We start from the raw sequence: 23,354 nt of genomic DNA, 5'->3' as shown, positions 1-23,354 counted from the left end.
CGACAGGCGCGATCTTCAGTCTTATTCGTCGTCGCCGTCGCGGTCAGCTTCCGGATCGAAGAAGTCTTCCGGACGCAGGGCATCTTCGTCAACGCCGTAGATGGCGTCAGCGGAGGTGAGGCTTTCGCCCTTGGCCTGGCGCTCGGCTTCTTCAGCGGAACGGGCAACGTTGATATCGATGGCGATTTCGACTTCGGCATGCAGGTGCATGGTAACCTTGTGCAGGCCGATGGTCTTGATCGGGTTGTTCAGCTCGATCTGGTTGCGCGAAACGGTGAAGCCTTCGGCAGCCAGGGTATCGACGATATCGCGAGCAGCGACCGAACCGTACAGCTGGCCGGTTTCGCCAGCCGAACGGACGACGATGAAGGACTTGCCGTCCAGAACGTCGGCGACGGTCTGGGCTTCAGCCTTGCGCTCGAGGTTACGGGCTTCGAGCGTGGCGCGCTCAGCGTCGAAACGGGTCTTGTTGGCGGCGTTGGCGCGCAGGGCCTTGCCGGTCGGCAGCAGGTAGTTACGGGCAAAGCCGTCACGAACCTTAACCACTTCGCCCATCTGGCCAAGCTTGGCGATGCGCTCGAGAAGAATGACTTGCATGCTGGTATCCTTTCAATTCACGTTAGTCAGTTCAAGTGTCAGGTGTATTGCCATCATTTCCGGGAGTGGGGCCGGATGCCGGACCGGAGCCGCCGCGGGGCGGAGTCAGGGCTACTGTCCGCCGTGTGTCGATCAGCCCGAGAATGACGATGAAGAAGGCCGGAAAGGCCAGAAGTGATGCCATATAGGCGAGAATCAGTGCCGGTATCCGCCATTCCTTGCCACGCGAGCGCTGATGCAGCGAAGCAAAGCCCCCAAGCAGGAAGCCGGCGCCGAAGGTGCCGCAGATGGTGGCGCCGATCAGTGCCGGAACGCCGCCCACGAAACAGGCGACGATGCCAGCCAGGAAGACGAAGGGTGCGTTACGGTTCATGCGCAGTGCGGACGGAATATCCTCACGCGGACGGGTCGAATTGCCTGATGCAGCGACGATGCGGCTCGCCATGTAATAGGCTGCAAACAGCATGATCACCCACAGCCCGCCCTGCACGATCGGCAAGGTGAGCAGCATGGTCGACTTGATGGCAACCGTATTGCCCATGGCCGCAGCGCTGGTCGGGTCGCGCTCGGCAAGCGTTGCCATCAGCGCGTCGATCAAGTTGCTGACCAGTTCGCGGTCATAGCCGACCATGACGCCGAGGAAGATCACGCCGATAGCAACCAGGCCGCAGAGATGCATCAGGATATCCGACAGCGGATACCACGCCATAAGCTTGTCCGGCCCACCAATTTCGGAGGCAGGGCGAGCGAGATTGGCGAGATGGCTGATCCAGCCGGCCGGCAGCAGGGTGAAGACTGCCATGGCGCAGGCAAACAGCGGCGAGACCGCAAGCGCGCCGGCAATGGCGGCGGTGATGATGGCGACGATGGCGGGCAGATTGCCCCAGCGCAGACCGACGATCATCACAGGAAGAGCAGAGGCGGCATAGAGGACGGCGGAAAAAGACGGTTGTGCATTGGCCGCCAGCACCAGAAAGATGGCGGTCACGCCGGCAAGGAAGCCGGTCAGCAGCAATTTCCCGTCTAATTGTTTCACGTCGCTGTCCTGCGCCTGGCAGTTAGAGGGCATCTGCCCTCAACATGGGATTTATGCGTTCCGATCCACGCCCATCGCGGAAGGGATGCGGCCCCCGAAAACGGGAGCCGCGAAGTCACATTAGCTTTTATTAAGCAACGACGTAAGGCAGCAGGCCGAGGAAGCGGGCGCGCTTGATGGCCTTGGCCAGTTCGCGCTGCTTCTTCTGCGACACAGCCGTGATACGCGAAGGAACGATCTTGCCGCGCTCGGAAATGTAGCGCTGCAGCAGACGTACGTCCTTGTAGTCGATCTTCGGAGCGTTGGCGCCGGAGAAGGGGCAGGTCTTGCGACGGCGGTGGAACGGACGACGAACCGTGGAAGAGGAAACTTCAGCCATAGTCAGATCTCCTTATACCCGGTCTTCGCGCGGACGGCGCGGACGATCGCCAAAGCTCTCGCGGCCACCTTCACGGGGACCACGATCGCCGCGGTCACCACGATCCGGACGGTCGCCGTCACGGCGCGGACGGTCGTCGCGGTCGCGCTTCTGCATCATGGCCGACGGGCCTTCTTCGTGCGCTTCAACAGCGATGGTCATGTAACGAAGAACGTCTTCGTTGATGCGCATCTGACGCTCGATTTCATGGATAGCGGCTGCCGGAGCATCGATGTCCATGAGAGCGTAGTGAGCCTTGCGGTTCTTGTTGATGCGATAGGTCAGGGACTTCAAGCCCCAGTTTTCTACGCGCCCGACCTTGCCGCCGAAGGATTCGATAACGCCCTTGTACTGTTCTACGAGGGCATCGACCTGCTGTGCGGACATATCCTGCCGGGCAAGGAATACATGTTCATAAAGAGCCATGATAGCTTTGCCTTTCTTGCGATGTGTCATCACCCGGATCGGCGCTAAGCCTCAACGACTGCTCCTGATCGGGCATACCCGGGGCAAGAAAAGCGTTGTACGAGACGGTCGAGAGCGGAGACACGGGAGGCCGAAACGCTTGTCGTTTCTGTCGGCAGAATAAGTCTGCCGGCCCTCCGTTCAGCCACCAGCCGATAGACCGGGTGTTGCGAACAGGGCGGCTTATACGCGCTTTTGCCGGGAAAGCAAGGGTGAAGCCCGAAATAGCTGTGTCTGGAAGGCTGCGTTACCGCAGCCGATCTTTCACGGACGCCTTGATTTCCTCAGGCACGAGGCTTTCGGGAACCTCGACCGAACGGGTTCCGAACCGTGATGGCCAGACGATCCGGTAGCGAAAACCATCGGCCACCTTGGCGGGTTCGGTGCCGTTTTCGCAAAAGAAGCCCTCGATCAGGCTCAGTTCTTCTGGACTGAGCTTTTCCACCGCGCAGACGCCATCGCTGCGCAGCGCTGATCTCACACCGCCGAAACCGGCAAAGCCGCCGGTCTTTTCCAGAATAAGTTCATCCATCGCTTCCATGGCCCTCGGTGCCCTTTGCTTACAAAGGTCGTCACGAACCGAGATAGGATCTCGTCCGTGTTTTGCAATGCCGTCGGCGATAGCCTAGACACCTGCAAGGGCGATGCCTACGTCCGCCCAGCCGCTATCGACTGCCTTTGCAACGGCCGTGTCACCGGGAAACAGACGGGCGGCCGAGGCTTTCGTCGCGCCTGCGAATTCCGCCATCGTCATATCTGGATTGCTGCCGTTGCGCGTCAGGGCATCATACCAGATCGGCCCGGCCTTGTCCCAGCTTTTGCCGCCAAGGCGGGTGGCGATCAGATAGAAGGCGTGATTGGCGATGCCGCTGGTTTCATGCGGGTCCATACCGTCGCGATAATCGCGGAAATGCGCGATCTGGCCGCCCATGCAATGGGCATTGGTCGGGTCGGCCATGTCGCGCAAACAGGTGTATTTCTGCCGGGCGGCGGGACCGAGAATATCGTTTCCGATCAGCCAGTCGGCCTCATCAGTGCTTTGGCCTTTAACCCATTGTTTGAATAGACTTCCGAAGGCATCGGACAGGCTCTCATTGAGGCCGCCGGCCTGATTCTCGTAATCGAGGCCCAGCGTATATTGCGTGACGCCATGGGTGAGCTCATGGCCGACGACGTCGGCGCTGTCGCAGAAGGCGGTGAAGATCTGGCCATCGCCGTCGCCATAGGCCATTTGCGATCCGTTCCAAAAGGCATTGTTGTAGTCGCGGCCATAATGAACCGAGGACAGGATGGTCATGCCATTGCCGTCGATCGAGTTGCGATTGAAAACGCTGCGGTAGAAGCGCTCGACATCGCTGGTCGTGTTGAACGTGGTCTTCACCTGCGGATCGCTGGAGTTGCCGGGGTCGGCAATCTGCACGCCGGGCAGCGTCATGCCGTTATTGCAGGTATAGACCGGGATATCAGGCGTCTGCGTCAAGGTGACGGAAAAGGCCTGGAACGGCCGCTTGGCCATGACCAGCTGCCGGGCGCTGTCACGGAATTGGCGCAGCTGATGGTCGTGGCGCATCGTGGCGGTCAACCGCTCTCTGGCGTCGGCAGGCAGGTCCTCGTCATGGGAGAGGGCGATCAGCACTTTTTCGGGAATGATCTGGCAGTATCGGCACATGCGAGCCTCCATGGATAATTTGTCCGACGACGGGAATATGCGTTGTCTTTAAAATCTATCCGGGAAAACTCGGCAGGCAGCAGCAGGTTCCATGCGTCGCTACGCAAGGACAAAAAGGCATAAAAGTGGACGGGTAGAGATCAGGTCGGTTTGATCGTCAGCGTCAAGCGGCCACTGTCATTGCTAAATGCATAGGCGGGGGTGGCGCCCTTGGTACCCGCGCCGTCAAAGGCCACGGTCAGCTTATCCGTCGAGCCGGCAAAGCTAATGGTCATGGCGTTGGCGCTGGTGGAGATGGTGATATCGCTCTGCTGGTAACCGTCGAGTTTCAGCGCCAGCGGTCCATCCGTGGTGATCGTGTCGCTGCCATCGCCAGCGGCGAAGGCATATTCGGCAATACCACTATCCTTGCCGGTCTGGTGAATGGTGCCAGTCTGGTGAATGGTGACGGTGTCGTTACCCTTTCCGCCGGAGGCAAAGATGCGGTTGCCCTCGAGATACATGGTGTCGTCACCGGCGCCGCCATCGATGCTAGTCAGCGTCTGGCCGGAAACCTTGATCGTATCGTTGCCGTCACCACCCGTTACGTTCATGATCAACGCGCCGGTCAGTTGCAGGTCGTCGTCGCCAGCACCTCCGTCGATATCGGTGAGCAGTGCAGCGCTGGCCTTGAGACTGTCCTTGCCGTCGCCGAGCGCCACGCCACTCATTGCAGCAGTTTTTGCCATGACGGTGTCGTCGCCCGCACCGGTTTCGACTTGATAGATGGCTCGACCAGTCAGCGTCAGCTTATCGTCACCCTCGCTTCCCGAAGCCTGGGTGATATAGCCGAGGTTATCGGTGACTTTCGCCTCCGACGCGCTGTCGTCGCCGCCAAGGCTGAGAATTTCGATGATCCGCGCCAGCGCCCGTTGGCTGCTGGACTGAACGGAACCATCTTCAAAGGCTGTGCCGGGATGGGACTGGCCCTTGGCCGTAATGGCAGCCGGGCGCGAGCCTGAGAATAACTGGCTGGCATAGGCGACGGCATTGGGGTCGCGGTAAAAACTGTTGATCGTGCTCATCGTCGCCCATCCCCGGTCCTGATGCAGCAGATAATCGCCGCGTCAGACCTATTGCCTTTGCACATTCCCGGACGGGAAACCGGTTCCCACTTCCCCGGCAATGCTCTCATAAGGGCACACTTATATATAAAGAACTGTAAAGCCAGCGCTGGCTAAGAATGCGGTGAGCAAGCGGTTAACGAAAAAAGGGGCAGGACATGCCCACCCCCTCGGTTCTTGATGCAGGTCTTTCGCCTCAGATCGGCATCGGATACTGGCGGTGAATGGCGGCAATGCCCTTCATCACCTCATCCGACAGCGTCACATCGGCCGCGCCGATATCAGTCTTCAGCTGTTCCATGCTGGTGGCGCCGATGATGACCGAGGCCATGAAGGGCCGGGTCAGGCAGAAGGCGAGCGCCATCTGCGCGAGGTCGAGGCCGTGGCTGTTGGCGAGGTCCTGATAGGCGCGGGTCGCGGGTTCCTGATGCGGGGTGAGGCGGCCGCCGATATCGCCGTTGATAGAGCCGCGCGAGCCGGCCGGCTTGCCGCCGCCGAGATACTTGCCGCTCAGGATGCCGCCAGCCAGCGGCGAATAGGCAAGAAGCCCGACCTGTTCGTGATGTGACAGCTCCGCCAGGTCGAGATCGTACGACCGATAGAGGAGGTTATACTCGTTCTGAATTGTCGCGACGCGGGGCAGGCTCTTGCGCTCGGCAATATCGATGAATTTCTGGGTGCCCCAGGCGGTCTCGTTAGAGAGGCCGATGGCGCGGATCTTGCCGGCCTTGACGCAATCCTCAAGCGCTTCCAGCTTTTCGGTGATTTCGGCAGGCACTTTTGCGCGATCCTGCGTAGAGGGGTCATAGTTCCAGGCGCCGCGAAAATGATAGTGACCGCGATTGGGCCAATGAATTTGATAGAGATCGATATAATCGGTTTTCAGCCGCATCAGGCTCGCATCCACCGCCTGATGGATCGTATCAGCGTTGATCGGTGCACCACCCCTGATGTAAGGACGGCCGGCGCCGGCGACTTTCGTTGCCAGCACCACGTCTTTGCGCTTGCCGGATTTTTCGAACCAGAGACCGATCAGTTTTTCAGTGTCGGTATAGGTGTCGGCTGAGAGCGGTGTCGTCGGGTAGAGTTCTGCTGTGTCGAAGAAATTCACACCTTTTTCAAGGGCATAATCCATCTGCGCGAAGGCCTCTTCCTTCGTGTTCTGGCTGCCCCAGGTCATGGTGCCAAGGCAGATTTCAGAGACGGAGATATCCGTGCGGCCAAGCCTGTTGTATTTCATTGTTGATGGTCTCGGTTTTGATGCGGCTCAAGGAGAGCGGGGGAGGGATCGAGCGGGAATGTAGAGGGAAATTTCCGATCCGCAAGGCCTGTCGAGGGCCGTTCAAAGCCTGTGACTTCACCGGGGTTGAGGGGGCGATCGGGCCGCTAAGGCTTGACTCTCAAGGATAGTTTGTGAATTGGAGAGAGAAAATAGCAGGGAGTACCGCATGGGTGTCGCATTTACATTTCCGGGCCAGGGCAGCCAGGTCGTCGGAATGGGCAAGGATCTCGCCGAGGCTTTTCCGGAAGCACGGGCGGTTTTTGACGAAGTGGACGACGCGCTCGGGCAGAAGCTCTCGGACGTGATGTGGAACGGTCCCGCCGAGGATCTGACCCTGACCGCCAATGCCCAGCCGGCCCTTATGGCGGTGTCCATCGCGGTACTGCGGGTCATGGAAGCGCGCGGCTTTTCGCTGCGGGGCAAGGTTTCCTATGTCGCCGGCCATTCGCTCGGCGAATACTCGGCGCTCTGTGCCGCCGGTACTTTCAGCCTGGCTGATACCGCCCGGCTGCTGCGCATTCGCGGCAATGCCATGCAGGCTGCCGTGCCGGTTGGCGCTGGTGCCATGGCCGCCATCCTCGGTCTGGAGCACGGTGATGTCGAAGCCGTCTGTAAGGCTGCGACGACGGAAGGCCCGGTGCAGATTGCCAATGACAACGGCGGTGGTCAGTTGGTGATTTCGGGCGCAACAGCCGCTGTCGAGCGGGCTGCGGCTCTTGCCACGGAAAAGGGCGCCAAGCGCGCGATCATGCTGCCGGTCTCGGCACCGTTCCATTCCAGCCTGATGGCGCCAGCCGCCGAGGCGATGGCAGAGGCGCTGGCAAAGGTGGAAATGAAGGCCCCGATCGTGCCATTGATCGCCAATGTCCTGGCCGCACCGGTGACTGATCCGAACGAGATCCGCCGGCTGCTGGTCGAGCAGGTCACCGGCCAGGTGCGCTGGCGCGAGACGGTCGAGTGGTTCAGCCACAATGCCGTGTCGGTTCTTTATGAAATCGGTGCAGGCAAGGTGCTGAGCGGTCTGGTGCGCCGGATCGACAAGAACATCACCGGCACGGCCGTGGGCGCGCCTGCCGATATCGAAGCGGCGCTGACCGCACTGCTGGCCTGAGCCGTTCCGGCGTTCGCCATTGGCCTGGCGAGGTCTGAGGCGGGACGTGCTGGCTTTACTTTCTCCACCCCAAGGCCCCGGGGGCAGCGCTGCGGCGTGCCCGGGTCTTGAAGCAACGAGGATAGAACATGTTCGATTTGACCGGCCGCAAGGCCCTGGTAACCGGCGCGACCGGCGGCATCGGTGAAGAAATCGCCCGCATGCTGCATGCGCAGGGCGCAACCGTCGGCCTGCATGGCACGCGCGTCGAAAAGCTGGAGGCGCTGGCCTCCGAGCTTGGCGAGCGGGTCAAGATCTTCCCGGCCAATCTCTCCGACCGCGCTGAAGTGAAGGCGCTCGGCGAAAAGGCCGAAGCTGAACTCGAAGGCGTCGACATTCTCGTCAACAATGCCGGCATCACCAAGGACGGCCTGTTCGTGCGCATGTCCGATGCCGATTGGGACGCCGTGCTGGAGGTCAACCTGACCTCTACCTTCCGCCTGACGCGCGAATTGACCCATCCGATGATGCGCCGCCGCTATGGTCGCATCATCAACATCACGTCGATCGTCGGTGTGACCGGCAATCCGGGCCAGGCCAATTACTGCGCCTCGAAGGCCGGCATGATCGGCTTTTCCAAGTCGCTGGCGCAGGAGATCGCGGCCCGTAACGTCACGGTCAACTGCATTGCCCCGGGCTTTATCGAAAGCGCCATGACGGGCAAGCTGAACGACAAGCAGAAAGACACAATCATGGGGGCAATCCCCATGAAACGCATGGGAACGGGAGCCGAAATCGCGTCTGCCGTTCTCTACCTGGCCTCCTCGGAAGCCAGCTACGTAACCGGCCAGACACTGCATGTGAATGGCGGCATGGCGATGATCTGAAGACAGGCCAAATCCCGCTTAATTGGTCTGGGATCAATCAGATGGCTTCGATTTTCGGGCTTTCCGGCAGACCTAAACCATGTTAATCGGGCGAGGACTGTGAGCAGTCGTCCCGGAAAATGGTCGGAAAACGGCCAGCAATGGCCGGAAACTGGCCAGCAAAGGCCAGAAACCGACTAGCAATGGAAGGTCTTGCGCCTGACCGTGAGCACGGAACGAACGTGTGCAGAGCGGGTTCAACGCAAATGCCGGCGACGTCTTCGGACCCGCGGGCGCAAAACAGGGTGGGAAGGCCATCACGGCAATCCCTTTATATTAGAGGTCGAGGAAACCGACATGAGCGACATCGCAGAACGCGTAAAGAAAATTGTTATTGACCATCTGGGCGTTGAAGCCGACAAGGTCGTCGAAGGCGCAAGCTTCATCGACGATCTGGGTGCCGACTCGCTCGATACGGTCGAATTGGTCATGGCGTTCGAAGAAGAATTCGGCGTTGAAATTCCGGACGATGCAGCTGACTCGATCCTGACGGTCGGCGATGCAGTCAAGTTCATCGAAAAGGCTCAGGCTTGATCGCTTGACCTCACTTAATGGGGCGGGCTCGTTTCCGCCCCTTTTCGGGGCTGCGCTTGCGCAGGCCCGATGATTGTTTTGAGATTTTGCAGCGTGTTGTGTCGCTCCGTTAGCGACCTGTCTGCAGGTCTCCAATCCGCTGCATGTGTTCAACGCCAATCGAGGCGGATTGCGGAAAACGTGCTTTAGCTTTCTTCTATATGAATGGGGTGAACGGGCGAATGAGACGTGTCGTTATCACCGGTACCGGCATGGTATCTCCTCTTGGCTGCGGTACCGACGTCACCTGGGAACGGCTTCTGGCCGGCCAGAACGCCGCACGCAAGGTAACAGAATTCGAGGTCGAGGATCTTCCCGCCAAGATCGCTTGCCGCCTTCCGTTTGGCGACGGCACCAACGGCACCTTCAATGCCGATGACTGGATGGAGCCGAAGGAACAGCGCAAGGTCGATCCCTTCATCATGTATGCTGTAGCAGCTGCAGACATGGCGCTGGCCGATGCTGGCTGGAAGCCTGAGAGCAATGACGACCAGTGCGCTACAGGCGTGCTGATCGGGTCTGGTATCGGCGGCATCGAGGGCATCGTCGAAGCCGGCTATACGCTGCGTGACAAGGGTCCGCGCCGCATTTCTCCATTTTTCATCCCCGGTCGGCTGATCAACCTCGCCTCCGGTCATGTCTCCATCAAGCACAAGTTGCGCGGCCCGAACCATTCCGTGGTCACGGCCTGCTCGACCGGCGCCCACGCGATCGGCGACGCAAGCCGGCTGATCGCCTTTGGCGATGCCGACGTGATGGTGGCCGGCGGTGCCGAATCGCCGATCAGCCGCATTTCACTTGCCGGCTTTGCCGCCTGCAAGGCGCTGTCCACTCAGCATAACGATGATCCGCACAAGGCCTCGCGCCCCTACGACCGGGACCGTGATGGTTTCGTGATGGGCGAGGGCGCCGGTATCGTCGTTCTGGAAGAACTGGAACATGCCAAGGCGCGTGGCGCTAAGATCTATGCCGAAGTCGTTGGTTACGGCCTGTCGGGCGACGCCTTCCATATCACTGCTCCCGCCGAAGACGGCGATGGCGCCTATCGATGCATGACCATGGCGCTGAAGCGCGCCGGCCTGAAGGCATCCGATATCGACTATATCAATGCCCACGGCACCTCGACTATGGCCGATACGATCGAACTCGGCGCTGTCGAGCGTCTGGTCGGCGATAGCGCGTCGAAGATCTCGATGTCCTCGACCAAGTCGGCCATCGGCCATCTCCTGGGCGCGGCGGGTGCAGTCGAAGCAATCTTCTCGGCGCTCGCCATCCGTGACGGCATCTGCCCACCGACGCTCAATCTCGACACGCCTGACGTGGAGACGAAGATCGATCTCGTGCCGCATAAGGCTCGTAAGCGCGACGTCCGCGTTGCTCTATCGAATTCCTTCGGTTTCGGCGGCACAAATGCATCCCTGGTGCTGCGTCGTTACGAAGGCTGATCCCTCCGGCCCGCCGCAACAGGCGGGCCGTTTGTCTCCCGTCTGTTTAAAAACCGTCGGTATTGAAGGCCCTGTCCATTCAGCGTATTGAATCGGGTCAAGAGGGCTGCCTGTTTAGGCAGATGGTGCTAGAGCGAATTCCTATGTTGATCATGGCAAGGCGCTAGGCGCGTTTGCCGTTCTCTCGCCTGCAGTGAGGTAGGGATGACATGCGCTGGGAACCCGCTTTTGCCGTAATGCTTGCTCAAAAGCACCAGGACCGAACAGAATAGGAGTGCCGGTGAGCGATCGCATCGACCAAGAAGCCAGCCGTTCCAGCAATGGCGAGCCGCAGAACCAGATCCCGCCATCTCGGCAGCAGGGTCCTTTCATTCCGAAATCCCCATCCGAGGCTTTGCGGCCGGAAAAAGTACCGCAGCCGCCGCGCCGCTCGCGCAGGGCGCGCAGCCAGGTCGTGGTGTTCTTGAACTTCCTGATGACCCTGATGGTCTTCGCCTGCCTGGCTGCCGTCGCTGCTTTCTTCTATGTCGTCTCTGCCTTTCAGGATCCGGGCCCGCTACAGACCAACGCGAATTTCCTGGTGCGCAATGGCGCCGGTCTGTCGGAAATTTCCACGGGGCTCGAGCGCAACGACATGATTTCCGATGCTCGCATCTTTCGCTACATGGCCGCGACCTATCTGAGCGACGGAAACACGCTGAAGGCTGGCGAATATGAGATCAAGGCCGGCGCCTCGATGAAGGATATTCTCGACCTGCTGCGCTCCGGCAAGTCGATCCTCTATTCGGTGACCATGCCGGAAGGCCTGACGGTCAAGCAGATGTTCGACCGTCTCGCCAAAGATGAGGTTCTGGAAGGCGACCTGCCAAAGACGTTGCCGGCGGAAGGAAGCCTGCGCCCGGATACCTACAAGTTCTCGCGCGGTACCAAGCGTCAGGAAATCGTCGATCAGATGCTGGAGGGCCAGAAGCGGCTCGTTGATCAGATCTGGGCCAATCGTGCACCGGATCTCAGTTTGAAGACCAAGGAACAGTTCGTGGTGCTGGCTTCCATCGTCGAAAAGGAAACCGGCAAGGATGATGAGCGGGCCCACGTCGCCTCTGTTTTCCTCAACCGTCTGCAAAAGGGTATGCGGCTGCAATCGGACCCAACCATCGTCTATGGCCTGTTTGGCGGCGACGGCAAACCATCCGATCGACCGATCTATCAGTCCGATCTGCAGAAGCAGACGCCTTACAATACCTATCTGATCAAGGGCCTGCCGCCAGGGCCGATCGCCAACCCCGGCAAGGCGGCGCTGGAAGCCGTCGCCAATCCCTGGCGCAGTAACGATCTCTATTTCGTTGCCGATGGCACGGGTGGTCACGTCTTTGCCGCAACGCTGGACGAGCACAATGCCAATGTGAAGCGCTGGCGCAAGCTGGAAGCCGACAAGGGCGTCGATCCGCAGCAGGCCGTCGATGGCCAGCCGGAGGCCGATCCGAGCGTGGCGCCAAGCCCAACACCGCCACCCGCCAAGCCGGCTAAAAAGAAGTAGCAGGAGACAGCGACCGCGTCCTGTCGTAGATGCGGTCAGCCGGAAAGAAAGACTGACGATGACACTGCAATCCATGACCGGCTTTGCTCGCCATGAAGGACAGATTGGCCGCTATCGCTTTGCCTGGGAGCTGCGCTCGGTCAATGGCAAGGGGTTGGACGTGCGTCTGCGCCTGCCGCCGGGGCTAGAGGATCTGGAAACTGAGGTGAAGGCGCTGGTTGCCACCCGGCTCAGCCGTGGCAATCTGCAGGTCGCCCTGTCGCTGACATCAAGCGAAAATCGTATGGAAGCCGTGGTCAACCGCGATGCTCTCGAAGCCGTGCTGGCATTGCGCGATCAACTCGGACCGACCGTCGTCTCTTCGGCTCCCCTGTCGCTCGACACGCTTTTGTCGATCCGCGGCCTTGTTGATCTGCGCGAGGCTGAGGACGATGCCGAGCTTCTGTCGACCCGCCGCAAGCTGCTGTTGGATGGGCTTGAAGCCGCCGTGGCGGCGCTGGCTGACATGCGCGCCCGTGAAGGCTTGGCGCTGAAGGCCGTGCTGCTTGGTCATATCGCCGAGATCGAGCGGCTGGCGCTCGCCATCGAGGCTGACCCGTCGCGCAGCACCGAGGAGATCGCGCGGCGGCTGTCGACGCAGCTGGCGACACTGCTTGCCTCCGCGCCCGTGCTCGACAAGGATCGGCTTTATGCCGAGGCAGCGCTGATGGCGACCAAGGCCGATCTGCGCGAGGAAATCGACCGGTTGAAGGCGCATGTGGCTGCAGCACGCAGTTTGCTGGGCGAAGGCGGTCCGGTCGGGCGCAAACTCGATTTTCTGTCGCAGGAATTCAATCGCGAATCGAATACTATCTGTTCCAAGTCCAATGCCGCTGCTGTCACGGCCGCCGGTATCGAGCTGAAGGTCGTGATCGACCAGTTCCGTGAACAGGTTCAAAATCTGGAGTAAGGCATGTCCATTGCAGCGTCCAAAAACGCCACCATTGCCCGGCGCGGGCTGATGTTGGTGATTTCCTCGCCCTCGGGCGCAGGCAAATCGACCATTTCGCGCACGCTGATGGACATCGACAAGCAAATCGGCATGTCGGTGAGCGTCACCACCCGCCAGCGCCGCGGCAGCGAAATTGAAGGCGTGCATTATCACTTCATCTCCCAGCGCGAATTCGAGCGGCTGCGTGCCTCAGACGCGCTGCTGGAATGGGCCGAGGTGCATGGCAATTTTTACGGCACACCGCGAGAGCCGGTCGAAGTGGCAATGTCTGAGGGCCGCGACATGCTTTTCGATATCGACTGGCAGGGTGCCCAGCAGTTGCAGGAGAAGATGGCGGCTGATGTCGTGTCGATCTTCATCCTGCCGCCGACCATGACCGAGCTGCAATCGCGCCTGCATCGCCGCGCCGAGGATTCGCAAGCGGTCATCCAGACCCGGCTCAACAATTCCCGCTCGGAGATCGAGCATTGGCGCGAATATGACTATGTCATCGTCAACGACGACCTGAACTCCGCTTTTGACGCCGTGCAGTCGATCGTCAAGGCCGAGCGGCTGCGTCGCGACCGCCGTCCGGGCCTGTTCGATTTCGTCCGGGATCTCGTTACGGAAGAGCCGAAGCTTTAACGCAGATTGCTATCGCGACCGCAGATGGCGCACATAAGGGAACGGAACCGATGACAGACAAAGTGCTCGATAGCGGTTCCGGTGCGGCAATCTATTCGCCGCTTGCCCTCAAGCTTTACGATCTGGTCGTGCTCTGCCTGTCCAACAGTTTTGCCTGGACCTGCCCGACCCGCTCCGTTCTGCTCCCCTTCTTCAAGGCGCATCTCAGCGACAATCACCTCGATGTCGGCGTTGGCACCGGCTTTTATCTGGCCGAGGCCGAGGTTGGCCGCGAGGCGAAGATAAGTCTGCTCGACCTCAACCCAAACAGCCTGAAGGCTGCGATGGATCGTTTCGGCCGACCATGCGACACCTATGTCGGCGATGTGATGAAGCCGGATCCGCTGCCGGACGGTTGCCGGTTTTCGTCGATCTCGCTGTTTTATCTCTATCACTGCCTGCCCGGCAGCATGACCGAGAAATCTGCAGCTGTCGCCCATCTCGCTCCGTACCTGGAGCCAGGTGGTGTCGTTTATGGTGCGACGATCCTCGGCGACAGCGCCGGCCACAACGCGTTCGGGCGCCGGCTGATGAAGATCTATAATACCAAGGGCGTCTTCGGTAATCGCGACGATTCGCAAGAGGGTCTCGCCCGGACGCTTGGCGCCCATTTCCGCGACGTGGAGATCCGCCGGGAAGGCCGGGTGGCGCTGTTTACGCTGCGGGCTCCGATTTCCGAAAGCTAAATCGCCAGAAATTAAAGCAGGTTGGCGATCCGGCAGAATTCCTCGACCGTCAAGGTTTCCGCCCGGCGCGACGAGTCGATGTCGGCACGGTTGAGCAGCGCTTCTCCGCCGAGTGGCTTGAGGCTGGCGCGCAGCATTTTGCGGCGCTGGCCAAAGGCAGCCTGGGTCAGCTTTTCCAGCTTCGGCAGGTCGCATTGGATCGGCTCGGCGCGTGGCGTCAGATGCACCACGGTCGACGTCACTTTGGGCGGTGGCGTGAAGGCCTGGGGAGACAGGTCAAAGGCCATATACGCCTCTGTCCGCCAGCCACAGATCACACCCAGCCGCCCGTAATGGTCGTCATTGGCTTCGGCAACGATGCGCTCGCCGACTTCCTTCTGGAACATAAGCGTCAGCGATTGCCAGAACGGTGGCCATTGCCGTGGCATCAACCAGTTGAGCAGCAATTGCGTGCCCACATTATAGGGGAGATTGGCAACGATTTTCACCGGACCCTGGGGTGCGAGCGCCTCGAAATCGGTCTTCAGCGCATCGCCTTCGATCACCTCGAGCCGGCCCGGATAATGGTCAGCGATCTCGGCAAGCGCCGGTAGACAGCGGCTGTCGCGCTCGACCGCAATCACCTTCTTGGCGCCCAGCGCCAACAGCGCCCGGGTCAAGCCGCCGGGACCGGGGCCGACCTCGAACACGGTGGCATCGGTCAGGTCGCCGGCGGTGCGGGCGACCTTCTGGGTGATGTTAAGATCAAGCAGGAAGTTCTGGCCGAGGGCCTTTTTGGCGTCCAGGCCATGGCGCTGGATGACCTCGCGCAGTGGCGGCAATCCGTCCAGTGCGGCCATCAGGCTGTTTCCGCTCTCGGCGTGGGCGAGGCATTGCTCATGTCGAGCGCCATCCGTAACGCTGCCACAAGACTGTTTTCGCGAGCAATGCCCTGTCCTGCCAATCCGAAGGCGGTGCCGTGATCAGGAGACGTGCGCACGAAAGGCAAGCCGAGGGTCACATTGACCGAGCCGTCGAAATCCAGCGTCTTCACCGGGATCAGCGCCTGATCGTGATACATGCAGATCGCGACGTCGTAGCGGCGCCGCGCCTCTTCATGAAACATGGTATCGGCTGGCAACGGTCCAAACGCGTCGATCCCTTCCGCCCGCAGCATCGTCAGGGCAGGGGCAATGATGTCCTCGTCTTCGTTCCCCATGGCGCCGCTTTCTCCAGCGTGGGGATTAAGGCCCGAAACCGCAAGTCTCGGTTCGGCAATGCCGAACTTGTCGCGCAGATCGGCATGGGCGATGCGGCATGTGCGGATGATCAGGTCTTCACTGAGAAGAGGCGCGACAGATTTCAGCGGAATATGGATGGTGACGGGCACGGCCCGCAAATGGCTGCCTGCCAACATCATCACAGGGATAACCGGCCGTCCAACCGCCTTTTCGGCAAGTGAGGCCAGAAACTCCGTATGTCCGGGGAAGCCAAAGCCGCCTTCATATAGAATGGCTTTGGCGACCGGATTGGTGACGACAGCGCCAGCCTCGCCCTTCAAGCAAAGGTCGACGCCGGTTTCGATCGCAGAAATGGTCGAGCGGGCAGTGGCCACATGCGGTTCCCCGGCCACGACATCGATCCCAACCGGGATCGGCAGCACGGGCAGGGCGTTTCCAAAAGCCGCGATTGCGCCGCTGGCATCGGTTTCGATGAGCGGAATATCAAGCCCCAGCAGCCGAGCACGGCTTTTCAGCACTGCTGGATCGCCGAGATAGAGAAAGGCAGGCAGATTGAGCGCCTTGCGCTTCGTCCATGCGATCAGAGCAATATCCGGCCCGATCCCCGCAGGATCGCCTTGGGTCAAGGCGAGGGGCAGACGCTGGCTGGAATCTGACATGTTCATGCTCAATGATTGATGATTTGGGCCTTGGACCGGAGTTCGGCAAGGTATTTTTCGGAGTTTGGATCGCCCTTGGACTTGTCTGCTTTGCCGAGATCCTCAGCCTTGAACACAGCTTCGGCCGCCAAGTCATCAGAGACTTGTTTCTGGCTGCAGATCGCCAGATATTCGACGCCACGCTCCGTGACGCGGGTCCCTGTTGTCGTGCCCTTGGCGCTTTCGATCAACGGCTTCCAATCGCCTGGCAGCTCCGGCTGCATCACACGGCCGAGATCGCGGATCGAGACGTCGAGATAGTTCTTGGCAAAATCCATCGCCTGGTCGCAACCAGGGAACTTGGCACGCGATGCCTCGGCCTCTGCCTTGCGCTTGGCGGTCAGCGTGGCGCGCTTGGCGACAGGCACGACGAAGATAACCTGCTTGAGTGTATATTCCGTGGTGACAGGCTTTTGCTTGTTCTCAAGGAGGCGCGTTACCATTTCCTGGCTGCTCATTTTAGAGCGCGAGGCATAACGGGCATTGACCAGCCGCGGCCAGCTCATCTGCACCGCGATATAGGATTTGAAATGCTCGACCCCGACGCCGGCCTTCTCGATGATCTGACCCATCTGCTGAGAGCTGAGCTTATTGGAGGCGGCGAAGCGCTCAAAGGCTGCATCGACTTCCGACGTGCTGACGGACATGCCGACCCGGGCGATTTCCTGGCGCTTCAATTGCTCGTCGATCAGCTCTTCCCGAGCCTTCTTATTGAGATCGCCGGTTTCATGGCGAAGCTTCAGGAAGGCCATGCGGCGGGTGACATCCGTGTTGGTGATCGCGGTCTTGTTGACCACGACAGCAACGTCAGTCTCGGCCAGGGCAGGGGTGACGGCGGCAGGCGTGAAGCCGGCGACCAACGCCAAAGCCACGGATGCAACGATTGCGGAGCGCAAACTTCTCTTCCTCAAGGTCATCACCTGTCCTTTTCCCATGCCACTGCGGCCTTCGGCGCGCGGCATCCTCAATGATCCTATCCAGGCCCGCCGTCTTGAAACTGCATGAAGTTTCTTTTGGCAGAATCTACTGCATCATTCATTAAACCGAAAGCGGCCCAAAGAATTCCGCAGCAGCCAAAGCGCAACTCTTGATCTTCCGGCCTGTCCCGTTGCCAAATCGCCAAGCTGTTTTGCTGGAAATGCTTTATCGCAGGATCGATTGCACAAACCCTGCGGCGAAACAATGGCTTTTGCGCAAGAAAGCCGCTCTTAACAGCACCGATCCAGCCTTTTCGGCCTTGAAAACTGCCGCCGTGGCGAACAAGAAACCCGTCGCCTTCGGCAGAAGGCGACGGGTTTTATTAGCGTGGACTGCGGCGTCAAGACAGGTGATCAGTTGAAGCCGGTCACATCTGTGTCCCCGACCTTGACATCGCCAAGGGTGCGGAAGGTCAAACGCGCGCCGATCGACCAGTCATTGGCTGACTCATCGTCATCCTTGTTTTTGTAGACGATGGAGAAGATCGTGCAGTCGTCAGCATAGGAAACGCCGATGCCGTAGCGATTGATGTTGTCCTTCTTCATGTCATAGGTGATCGACCCAAACACTGACCAGAAGTCGCCGATCTTGACCGAGCTGGAATTCTGGATCTCTTCCCGTTCGGTGTCATAACCGTAGTTGGGCTGTGCCGCGATCTGCGTATAGATGAAGTTCGTCTGCAGCCGGTCGTTGTGATAGCCGATTGCCGAATCTGTGCGCTTCAGGTCGAAGCTCTCTTCGTCGAAACGAGCATTGACCGACGTCGAGATGCCGTAGGGCGTGTCGAGTCCGACCATGCCGACATAGTCGGAACGGGTGGTTTCGAGGCCCGATTCGTTGCCTGCATAGACCAGATCGGAAGAGGCAAAGGAGTTCTTGCCCGAGAGCTGGTAGGACTGGCCGAAGATGCTGCGCATCGAATAGCCACTGTCGAAGGAGCCGGTATAGCGCAAACCGACATTGGCACGCGTGCCGCCTTCAACCCGGTCATAGCCGGAAAACTTGTCCCGCTCGAACAGATTGCTGGCGTCGAATACGAAGCTCTGAGCGTCCTCGTTCGGGAGACGTCCAGCCTGCTGCTCATCCGGCCGCACGAAGATCTGCGCGATTGGCTCGATCACGTGATTGCTACCTGGCGCGCTCAACATCCAGGGATAGCGAACTTCCATACCGGCCGTGACCATTGAGCGGGTGACGCCGGCCGTATCGTTGTAATCACCGGAATAGGTTGAGCCCGGGGCATTCATGTTGTTGCCGAAGGCATCGCCGCGGGCGGCGACAATTGGCGTCAGCAGCACGCCCTGAGGCGTATCGAAGGTACGCTTCCACTCGACTTCGCCGGTAAGGCGGGTGGAGTTGCCCTTCAAGCCGTTGAAGCGCTGATTGCCGTTGTTCAGGTTGAGAATGTCGCTGTTATAGCGCGTGAGCGCCGTGAAATTCAGCGTTGCCGACAGTTCTCCGCCCATGAAAGGCTCAGGCGCATAGTACTTGTAGTCGACGACCGGGCTGACGATTGGCTGCTTGCGTTCCGCTATGTCCTTACTATCGGCATCCTGGATGTCGAAGTAATAGGCGTGCATGTCGAACGAATTGCGGTCGCCGAGACCGGTCAGATAGACTTGGTTGGTATGGGTTTTCTGGTTGAACCCTTCCAGATCGTAAGTGCGCGCGAAGTTATTATCGCTTTCAAGCATGACGTCCCAGCCGAAGGTCCAGCGGGGATTGATCTCGAATTTGCCGGTCGAACCGACCATGCCGCGAAAATCCTTCTCGGCATCTGTCGTGTCGGCGTCGAACTTGCTCTTGTTCAACTGGTCGATGCCGGCAAAGCGCAGGGTCGCCAAGCCGTCCTCGAACTGATGGCGGACTTCTGCATCGAGCAACACGCCCTGGCTGGAGAAGCCGCCGAGCTTGATTGTTGCGTCGGTCTGCGGAGAAATCGCCCAGTAATAGGGAACGATGACCCCAAAGCCGAGTTTCTGCGTTGTGCTGAACTCTGGGAACAGGAAACCAGATTTGCGCTTGACGGTATTGTCGGGCACTTCGATCGACGGAATGAGCGCAATCGATTTGCCAAATAGCTGGAAGCGAGCATTTTCCAAACGGATCGTGTGGGTCTTGCCGTTCTGGATGACACGCTCGGCCTTGATCTGCCAAAAGGGCGCGCGCCCCTGCTGGGCACAGGGCAGGCAGGCGGTATAGACGCCCTTATAGAGGATCATCTGCTCGGCATTTACCCGCTCGCCCTTCTGGGCGACGATTCGGGTATTGTCATTGGTTTCCACCCGCAGACTGTTGACGAAGCCATTGGCGAAGTCGTCGGTCACGTCCATCTTGTCGGCATAGATGCGGTTACCATCAGGCTCGATCAGTTCGATATTGCCATAGGCCATCATCCGACCGGTCTTCTGGTCGTATTCGACGCGTTTGGCTACCATCTGGTAGTTCGCGTAATTGATCTGGACGCCGCCGACGGCGGTCACCTTTTGGGCGTCCTTGTCATATGTCATTTCATTTGCTGCGAGCATAAGCTTCGCATCTGCCGGAACTTTCGGAGACACAAGACCATTACCTGCAGGCTCCTGAGCGTACACGACGTGTACGGGAGTGAGGGTTGCAACGAAGGCAACTCCTGCAAGCAAGGCTGTGAACAGCCGTTTTATATTTCCGCGGTCAATTGCCGCCACTAACCATCCTCCTGATGAAGCAGGATCGTTGCCCCGAGCGCCGTCGCAACGATGACAGGCACCCAGACAGCAACGAATGGCGGTACGACGCCGCTGCTTCCAAACGCCTTCACGAGCACTGTCGTCACATAAAGCACGAAGCCCGAAATGATTCCACCCAGAATCACGGAACGTGACTGGTTGAACCGGCTGAATTTGAGTGAAACAGTCGCCGCAATCAGGGTCATCGCAACGAAGAGGAAAGGTGTGGATAGCAGCGAATGGAACTGCGTTTCCAGATTCTTCGTCGAGACGCCATAGGACTTGGCAACTGCAATTTTCTGAGAAAGTTCATAAAAAGCAACAGTATCCGGCTGTGCGAGACGCTCCTGTACAAATTCCTGTTTCAAATTGGTGCTGACTTGTACCGAAGACTCACGTCTGGGCGTTTCGCCAGGCTTGGTCTCTACGACATCCTTAAGCAACCAGTAACCATCTTGCAACTTCGCTGTGCGTGCGTCCTGACGGGACGTGATTCGTCCATGCCCATCGAAATGGATGAACACTGCCTGCGTCAGCAGCGTGCCGTTCTCCAGCACGGAGGAGGCGCCGATGATCGTGTCTTCCTTGCCGGTAATCTGGCGCATCCACGGCACGGAATTCTTGTTGTTGCTGGCCTTGCCCGGGTCGCTATAGCTCGCCTCCAGCGTGGCAGCCTGATTCTGTCCAGCGGCGGCAAGCGGATTGAGCAGCAGCGATGTTGCGCAGCCAAGCAGGAAAGCGCCGAGCAGGAAGGGGAACATGAACTGCCAGACCGAAATCCCTGCGGCGCGCGCAATGACCAGTTCCGAACGTCGGTTGAGGGTAATCAGCGTCACCATGCCGGCAAACAGGGCGATGAAGGGCACGGTCTGTTGCAACAGCAGCGGCAGGCGCATCAATGTCAGCAGGAAGATGCCGATCAGCGACGATTGCTCGTTGTCGGAAAAGCGGCCGCTGACTTCACTGAAGTCGATCAGGAAGATGATGGCGGCGACGCCGATCAGGAACCAGAATACCGTGATTGCATAGCGCTTTAGGAAGTATCGGCTGAGCGTGTTGAGAATCATGCGCCGCCTCCATTGTCCTGGCCGCTGGAAACGAACCGCTTCTGGAAGGTGGAGCGCACGACGTCGACCACGCGCCGGATCGGGGCGGGCAATTGCGACTTCTTCTGCCGGATCAGCATCAGCGTGGCGATCGCGCCGCTGGCGATCGGCGTCGCATACATCAGCACGATGAAGAAGCCGTTCGATTCGGCCTTGTTGGAGGCGTAGAAGGTCAGCCAGCGCAAGACGAGGGCCAGCGTTAGTGCTGATACCATCGGATGCAGCCGCGCCTCGCGATGCGAGCGGGCGTCGCCGGCAATGGCCAGCGAAATCAGCGCGAAGGCAAACGGCAACAGCCATTCGGTCATGCGCTTGTGCAGTTCCGCCCGGTAATCGCCGGGATGATCCTTGTAGTCATCATCATTGGGGTCGGGATTGAGCAGAAAACCGAGGCTCCGATCGCTCGGGCGCATTTTTGCCTTGCCGCGTGTCTCGGTCAGGTCGGAAAGGTCGAAGGCGTAGGAATCGAAGCGCACGATGGACACGGTGCCCCCCGGCGCTTTGCGCTGCACTTCACCATCATGCATGATCAGGGCTGTGCCGGTTTCGTCGACGGCCCCTTCACGAGCGTAGTAGATCAGAGAGTAGGCGGGGTCGCGATAATCGGCGACGAACAGGCCTTTCAGCACGCGTCCCGCCAGGCGTTGGGAGATCTGCACATAGAGACCGTCCTCCACCTTGCGGAAGGTCTTTTCCTCGATCACCGTCGACAACAGGTCGGCATAGGCATTGGCGATCATCTGACGGGCGGCGACCTTGACCTTCGGCTGAACCTCATTGGTGATCACAAGCGTGATCAAGCTGATGCCGAGTGCAAACAGCAGGATCGGGCGCAAGATGACAGACCTCGGCGCGCCGGCCGCATCGATAACCGCCAGCTCCGAATCGTTGTTCATCGCCGTGAGGCTCTGGGTGATGCCGATGACGAGCGCAAAAGGCATAACGATGGGGATGATGGTCGGCAGGATCAGGGTTGCCAGCGTGGCGAAGGACCCGATCGACTGCCCGGTATCTGTCACGAGATTGATGCGGGCGAGGACCTGCGTCGTCCAGATGATTGCCAGCACAGGCAGAAGTGCCGTCAGGAACATCTGCGCGACACGCCGCAATATGTAGGTTTCGAGAAGCTTCATGCCGGTTCCTGCCAATAGCGCCTATTTGCCCATCACCGGGGCAAAACACAAGAGCCGAAGCTTCAATCACCTGTGCAGGATTTTTTTATGGTGCTTCTTGGCAACAGGCAGCTGTATGTGCCTGGTTTGTCAGGCTGGCCGGTCGCGGTCCCGCAACAGGCCAAACGCATTGGCGACCGCAAACACGATGGCGAAGATGACGGGTGAGGACAGCCAGCCCAGCACGACATCGGAGAGATAGTGCGCGCCAAACGCCAGCCGCAGCAGGGGCGAAGCCAGGGAGGCGACGATCAGTGGCCAGCCTATCCGTTTGCGCCATTTGGGCGGCAGCAGCGGAATGATGCAGATGATCCAGCCGGCCCCGGCGGCTTCGCCAGAGATGAAGGAACAGTTCTGGTCGCAGGCGCCGGCAAAGCTGCCCGCCGGCTCGAAGCCGAAGGAGCCGCCGAAAAACAATGTCTGGTTTGGTCGTGGCCGGCCGGACATGTCTTTCAGGAACACGTTTACGAGCAGATACGGGCCTAGCCCGGTTGCCACCAGAGACAGGACCAGTTCGGCAATTCGGCCCCTGCGCCATTCCGCCCGGGGCTTTGCCAGTTGCACGATCAGCGCCACGAGAACACCGACGCCGACCATATGCGGGACGTAGAACAGGAATTGCCTGAGGACCTTCAGGGCCGGTTCCCGGGAAACGGGAAAGCCGCCGCAGATCGTGCCTGCTTCATGCAGTCCGCAATTTCCGGCACGGAAGAAGAATTCTGAGACGGAGACATCAATGCCGGGCGCCGTATAGAACAGAGCAAGCAGCATGAACCAGGCAAAAGACAGCAGCGCCGCTGTCATGACGGAAGCGTGGCTGAGATCGGGCAGGCGACAGTGCCGGCCAAACAGGTCGGTTATAATCATCTGCGACTTGCGGGCGCTGCTATCCATCGTCAAACTCTTCAGGCTCGGCTTGGGCATCGCGCTGTCCGGTTAGGATCGGCGGCCACCAGTCTCATGGTAGCTGATGCTTATAGATGTTGCATGA

At 59.6% G+C, this 23,354-nt stretch carries 23 protein-coding genes; 8 read left to right on the top strand and 15 right to left on the bottom strand.

All coding sequences use genetic code 11. The features are described 5' to 3' along the window. Nucleotides 1-21 precede the first annotated feature (21 nt). The 8 genes from rplI to BJF91_RS22545 form a co-directional block, all read right to left on the bottom strand. The gene (gene rplI, locus BJF91_RS22580; protein ID WP_075616769.1) at nucleotides 22-597 is read right to left on the bottom strand and encodes a 50S ribosomal protein L9; all 576 of its coding nucleotides are present in this window, start codon (nucleotides 595-597) and stop codon (nucleotides 22-24) included. Between the two features lie 31 nt (nucleotides 598-628). Then, nucleotides 629-1,633 (bottom strand): DUF2232 domain-containing protein, encoded by a 1,005-nt coding sequence (locus BJF91_RS22575; RefSeq protein WP_075617023.1) that lies wholly within the window; start codon nucleotides 1,631-1,633, stop codon nucleotides 629-631. A gap of 130 nt (nucleotides 1,634-1,763) precedes the next feature. After that, nucleotides 1,764-2,012 (bottom strand): 30S ribosomal protein S18, encoded by a 249-nt coding sequence (gene rpsR / locus BJF91_RS22570; RefSeq protein ID WP_015915510.1) that lies wholly within the window; start codon nucleotides 2,010-2,012, stop codon nucleotides 1,764-1,766. Between the two features lie 12 nt (nucleotides 2,013-2,024). After that, complete coding sequence (rpsF, locus tag BJF91_RS22565) at nucleotides 2,025-2,477, bottom strand: 30S ribosomal protein S6 (protein WP_075617022.1); 453 nt, start codon at nucleotides 2,475-2,477, stop codon at nucleotides 2,025-2,027. Nucleotides 2,478-2,763: 286 nt separating this feature from the next. Then, the gene (locus BJF91_RS22560) at nucleotides 2,764-3,057 is read right to left on the bottom strand and encodes a protealysin inhibitor emfourin (protein ID WP_075616768.1); all 294 of its coding nucleotides are present in this window, start codon (nucleotides 3,055-3,057) and stop codon (nucleotides 2,764-2,766) included. A gap of 84 nt (nucleotides 3,058-3,141) precedes the next feature. Then, a complete protein-coding gene (locus tag BJF91_RS22555; RefSeq protein WP_075616767.1) occupies nucleotides 3,142-4,185 on the bottom strand; it encodes a M4 family metallopeptidase in 1,044 nt (347 codons plus the stop codon). A 140-nt stretch (nucleotides 4,186-4,325) separates the two neighbouring features. Beyond that, the gene (locus BJF91_RS22550) at nucleotides 4,326-5,249 is read right to left on the bottom strand and encodes an RTX toxin (RefSeq protein ID WP_075616766.1); all 924 of its coding nucleotides are present in this window, start codon (nucleotides 5,247-5,249) and stop codon (nucleotides 4,326-4,328) included. A 235-nt stretch (nucleotides 5,250-5,484) separates the two neighbouring features. Continuing rightward, nucleotides 5,485-6,528, bottom strand: coding sequence for an aldo/keto reductase (locus tag BJF91_RS22545; protein ID WP_075616765.1), 1,044 nt, complete (start codon nucleotides 6,526-6,528; stop codon nucleotides 5,485-5,487). A 208-nt stretch (nucleotides 6,529-6,736) separates the two neighbouring features. Between BJF91_RS22545 and fabD the strand changes: the two genes are divergently transcribed. From fabD to BJF91_RS22505, 8 genes are all read left to right on the top strand, one after another. After that, complete coding sequence (gene fabD, locus BJF91_RS22540) at nucleotides 6,737-7,681, top strand: ACP S-malonyltransferase (RefSeq protein WP_075616764.1); 945 nt, start codon at nucleotides 6,737-6,739, stop codon at nucleotides 7,679-7,681. A gap of 128 nt (nucleotides 7,682-7,809) precedes the next feature. Then, nucleotides 7,810-8,547, top strand: coding sequence for a 3-oxoacyl-[acyl-carrier-protein] reductase (gene fabG, locus BJF91_RS22535; RefSeq protein ID WP_075616763.1), 738 nt, complete (start codon nucleotides 7,810-7,812; stop codon nucleotides 8,545-8,547). A gap of 336 nt (nucleotides 8,548-8,883) precedes the next feature. Further along, the gene (locus tag BJF91_RS22530) at nucleotides 8,884-9,120 is read left to right on the top strand and encodes an acyl carrier protein (protein WP_015915517.1); all 237 of its coding nucleotides are present in this window, start codon (nucleotides 8,884-8,886) and stop codon (nucleotides 9,118-9,120) included. Nucleotides 9,121-9,341: 221 nt separating this feature from the next. Further along, a complete protein-coding gene (gene fabF / locus BJF91_RS22525; protein ID WP_075616762.1) occupies nucleotides 9,342-10,604 on the top strand; it encodes a beta-ketoacyl-ACP synthase II in 1,263 nt (420 codons plus the stop codon). A 274-nt stretch (nucleotides 10,605-10,878) separates the two neighbouring features. After that, the gene (mltG, locus tag BJF91_RS22520; protein WP_184412757.1) at nucleotides 10,879-12,141 is read left to right on the top strand and encodes an endolytic transglycosylase MltG; all 1,263 of its coding nucleotides are present in this window, start codon (nucleotides 10,879-10,881) and stop codon (nucleotides 12,139-12,141) included. 58 nt (nucleotides 12,142-12,199) lie between these two features. Continuing rightward, nucleotides 12,200-13,090 (top strand): YicC/YloC family endoribonuclease, encoded by an 891-nt coding sequence (locus BJF91_RS22515; protein WP_075616761.1) that lies wholly within the window; start codon nucleotides 12,200-12,202, stop codon nucleotides 13,088-13,090. A gap of 3 nt (nucleotides 13,091-13,093) precedes the next feature. Beyond that, a complete protein-coding gene (gene gmk, locus BJF91_RS22510) occupies nucleotides 13,094-13,756 on the top strand; it encodes a guanylate kinase (RefSeq protein WP_075616760.1) in 663 nt (220 codons plus the stop codon). A 50-nt stretch (nucleotides 13,757-13,806) separates the two neighbouring features. Next, nucleotides 13,807-14,481, top strand: a complete 675-nt coding sequence (locus BJF91_RS22505; RefSeq protein WP_075616759.1) for a class I SAM-dependent methyltransferase — start codon at nucleotides 13,807-13,809, stop codon at nucleotides 14,479-14,481. 11 nt (nucleotides 14,482-14,492) lie between these two features. Here BJF91_RS22505 and rsmA read toward each other — a convergent pair whose 3' ends face one another. From rsmA to BJF91_RS22470, 7 genes are all read right to left on the bottom strand, one after another. After that, nucleotides 14,493-15,320: a 16S rRNA (adenine(1518)-N(6)/adenine(1519)-N(6))-dimethyltransferase RsmA gene (gene rsmA, locus BJF91_RS22500; RefSeq protein WP_075616758.1), complete on the bottom strand. Its 828-nt coding sequence runs from the start codon at nucleotides 15,318-15,320 to the stop codon at nucleotides 14,493-14,495. Beyond that, complete coding sequence (gene pdxA / locus BJF91_RS22495) at nucleotides 15,320-16,360, bottom strand: 4-hydroxythreonine-4-phosphate dehydrogenase PdxA (protein WP_075617020.1); 1,041 nt, start codon at nucleotides 16,358-16,360, stop codon at nucleotides 15,320-15,322. The genes rsmA and pdxA overlap by 1 nt, the downstream gene beginning before the upstream one ends. 8 nt (nucleotides 16,361-16,368) lie before the next feature. Continuing rightward, nucleotides 16,369-17,316: a SurA N-terminal domain-containing protein gene (locus tag BJF91_RS22490; protein WP_075617019.1), complete on the bottom strand. Its 948-nt coding sequence runs from the start codon at nucleotides 17,314-17,316 to the stop codon at nucleotides 16,369-16,371. A gap of 414 nt (nucleotides 17,317-17,730) precedes the next feature. Then, a complete protein-coding gene (locus tag BJF91_RS22485) occupies nucleotides 17,731-20,064 on the bottom strand; it encodes an LPS-assembly protein LptD (protein WP_075616757.1) in 2,334 nt (777 codons plus the stop codon). After that, nucleotides 20,064-21,152, bottom strand: a complete 1,089-nt coding sequence (lptG, locus tag BJF91_RS22480) for an LPS export ABC transporter permease LptG (protein ID WP_075616756.1) — start codon at nucleotides 21,150-21,152, stop codon at nucleotides 20,064-20,066. Before lptG ends, BJF91_RS22485 begins: the two co-directional genes overlap by 1 nt. Continuing rightward, the gene (gene lptF, locus BJF91_RS22475; RefSeq protein ID WP_075616755.1) at nucleotides 21,149-22,324 is read right to left on the bottom strand and encodes an LPS export ABC transporter permease LptF; all 1,176 of its coding nucleotides are present in this window, start codon (nucleotides 22,322-22,324) and stop codon (nucleotides 21,149-21,151) included. The genes lptG and lptF overlap by 4 nt, the downstream gene beginning before the upstream one ends. 129 nt (nucleotides 22,325-22,453) lie before the next feature. Continuing rightward, complete coding sequence (locus tag BJF91_RS22470; protein ID WP_083943441.1) at nucleotides 22,454-23,287, bottom strand: phosphatase PAP2 family protein; 834 nt, start codon at nucleotides 23,285-23,287, stop codon at nucleotides 22,454-22,456. Nucleotides 23,288-23,354 lie beyond the last annotated feature (67 nt).

It is taken from the genome of Gillisella taibaishanensis, assembly GCF_001938985.1.
Classification (GTDB): Bacteria; Pseudomonadota; Alphaproteobacteria; order Rhizobiales; family Rhizobiaceae; genus Allorhizobium; species Allorhizobium taibaishanense.
This window is presented reverse-complemented; position numbering and strand designations above follow the sequence as displayed.

Bases quoted from the DNA above. Each gene is read 5' to 3' on its own strand.
- rpsF (WP_075617022.1), bottom strand. From the start codon at position 2,477: ATGGCTCTTTATGAACATGTATTCCTTGCCCGGCAGGATATGTCCGCA.
- gmk (WP_075616760.1), top strand. From the start codon at position 13,094: ATGTCCATTGCAGCGTCCAAAAACGCCACCATTGCCCGGCGCGGGCTG.
- BJF91_RS22515 (WP_075616761.1), top strand. From the start codon at position 12,200: ATGACACTGCAATCCATGACCGGCTTTGCTCGCCATGAAGGACAGATT.
- BJF91_RS22545 (WP_075616765.1), bottom strand. From the start codon at position 6,528: ATGAAATACAACAGGCTTGGCCGCACGGATATCTCCGTCTCTGAAATC.
- BJF91_RS22490 (WP_075617019.1), bottom strand. From the start codon at position 17,316: ATGACCTTGAGGAAGAGAAGTTTGCGCTCCGCAATCGTTGCATCCGTG.
- rsmA (WP_075616758.1), bottom strand. From the start codon at position 15,320: ATGGCCGCACTGGACGGATTGCCGCCACTGCGCGAGGTCATCCAGCGC.
- rplI (WP_075616769.1), bottom strand. From the start codon at position 597: ATGCAAGTCATTCTTCTCGAGCGCATCGCCAAGCTTGGCCAGATGGGC.
- BJF91_RS22505 (WP_075616759.1), top strand. From the start codon at position 13,807: ATGACAGACAAAGTGCTCGATAGCGGTTCCGGTGCGGCAATCTATTCG.
- BJF91_RS22550 (WP_075616766.1), bottom strand. From the start codon at position 5,249: ATGAGCACGATCAACAGTTTTTACCGCGACCCCAATGCCGTCGCCTAT.
- fabF (WP_075616762.1), top strand. From the start codon at position 9,342: ATGAGACGTGTCGTTATCACCGGTACCGGCATGGTATCTCCTCTTGGC.
- lptG (WP_075616756.1), bottom strand. From the start codon at position 21,152: ATGATTCTCAACACGCTCAGCCGATACTTCCTAAAGCGCTATGCAATC.
- BJF91_RS22470 (WP_083943441.1), bottom strand. From the start codon at position 23,287: ATGCCCAAGCCGAGCCTGAAGAGTTTGACGATGGATAGCAGCGCCCGC.
- lptF (WP_075616755.1), bottom strand. From the start codon at position 22,324: ATGAAGCTTCTCGAAACCTACATATTGCGGCGTGTCGCGCAGATGTTC.
- BJF91_RS22560 (WP_075616768.1), bottom strand. From the start codon at position 3,057: ATGGAAGCGATGGATGAACTTATTCTGGAAAAGACCGGCGGCTTTGCC.
- rpsR (WP_015915510.1), bottom strand. From the start codon at position 2,012: ATGGCTGAAGTTTCCTCTTCCACGGTTCGTCGTCCGTTCCACCGCCGT.
- pdxA (WP_075617020.1), bottom strand. From the start codon at position 16,360: ATGTCAGATTCCAGCCAGCGTCTGCCCCTCGCCTTGACCCAAGGCGAT.
- BJF91_RS22555 (WP_075616767.1), bottom strand. From the start codon at position 4,185: ATGTGCCGATACTGCCAGATCATTCCCGAAAAAGTGCTGATCGCCCTC.
- fabD (WP_075616764.1), top strand. From the start codon at position 6,737: ATGGGTGTCGCATTTACATTTCCGGGCCAGGGCAGCCAGGTCGTCGGA.
- BJF91_RS22530 (WP_015915517.1), top strand. From the start codon at position 8,884: ATGAGCGACATCGCAGAACGCGTAAAGAAAATTGTTATTGACCATCTG.
- fabG (WP_075616763.1), top strand. From the start codon at position 7,810: ATGTTCGATTTGACCGGCCGCAAGGCCCTGGTAACCGGCGCGACCGGC.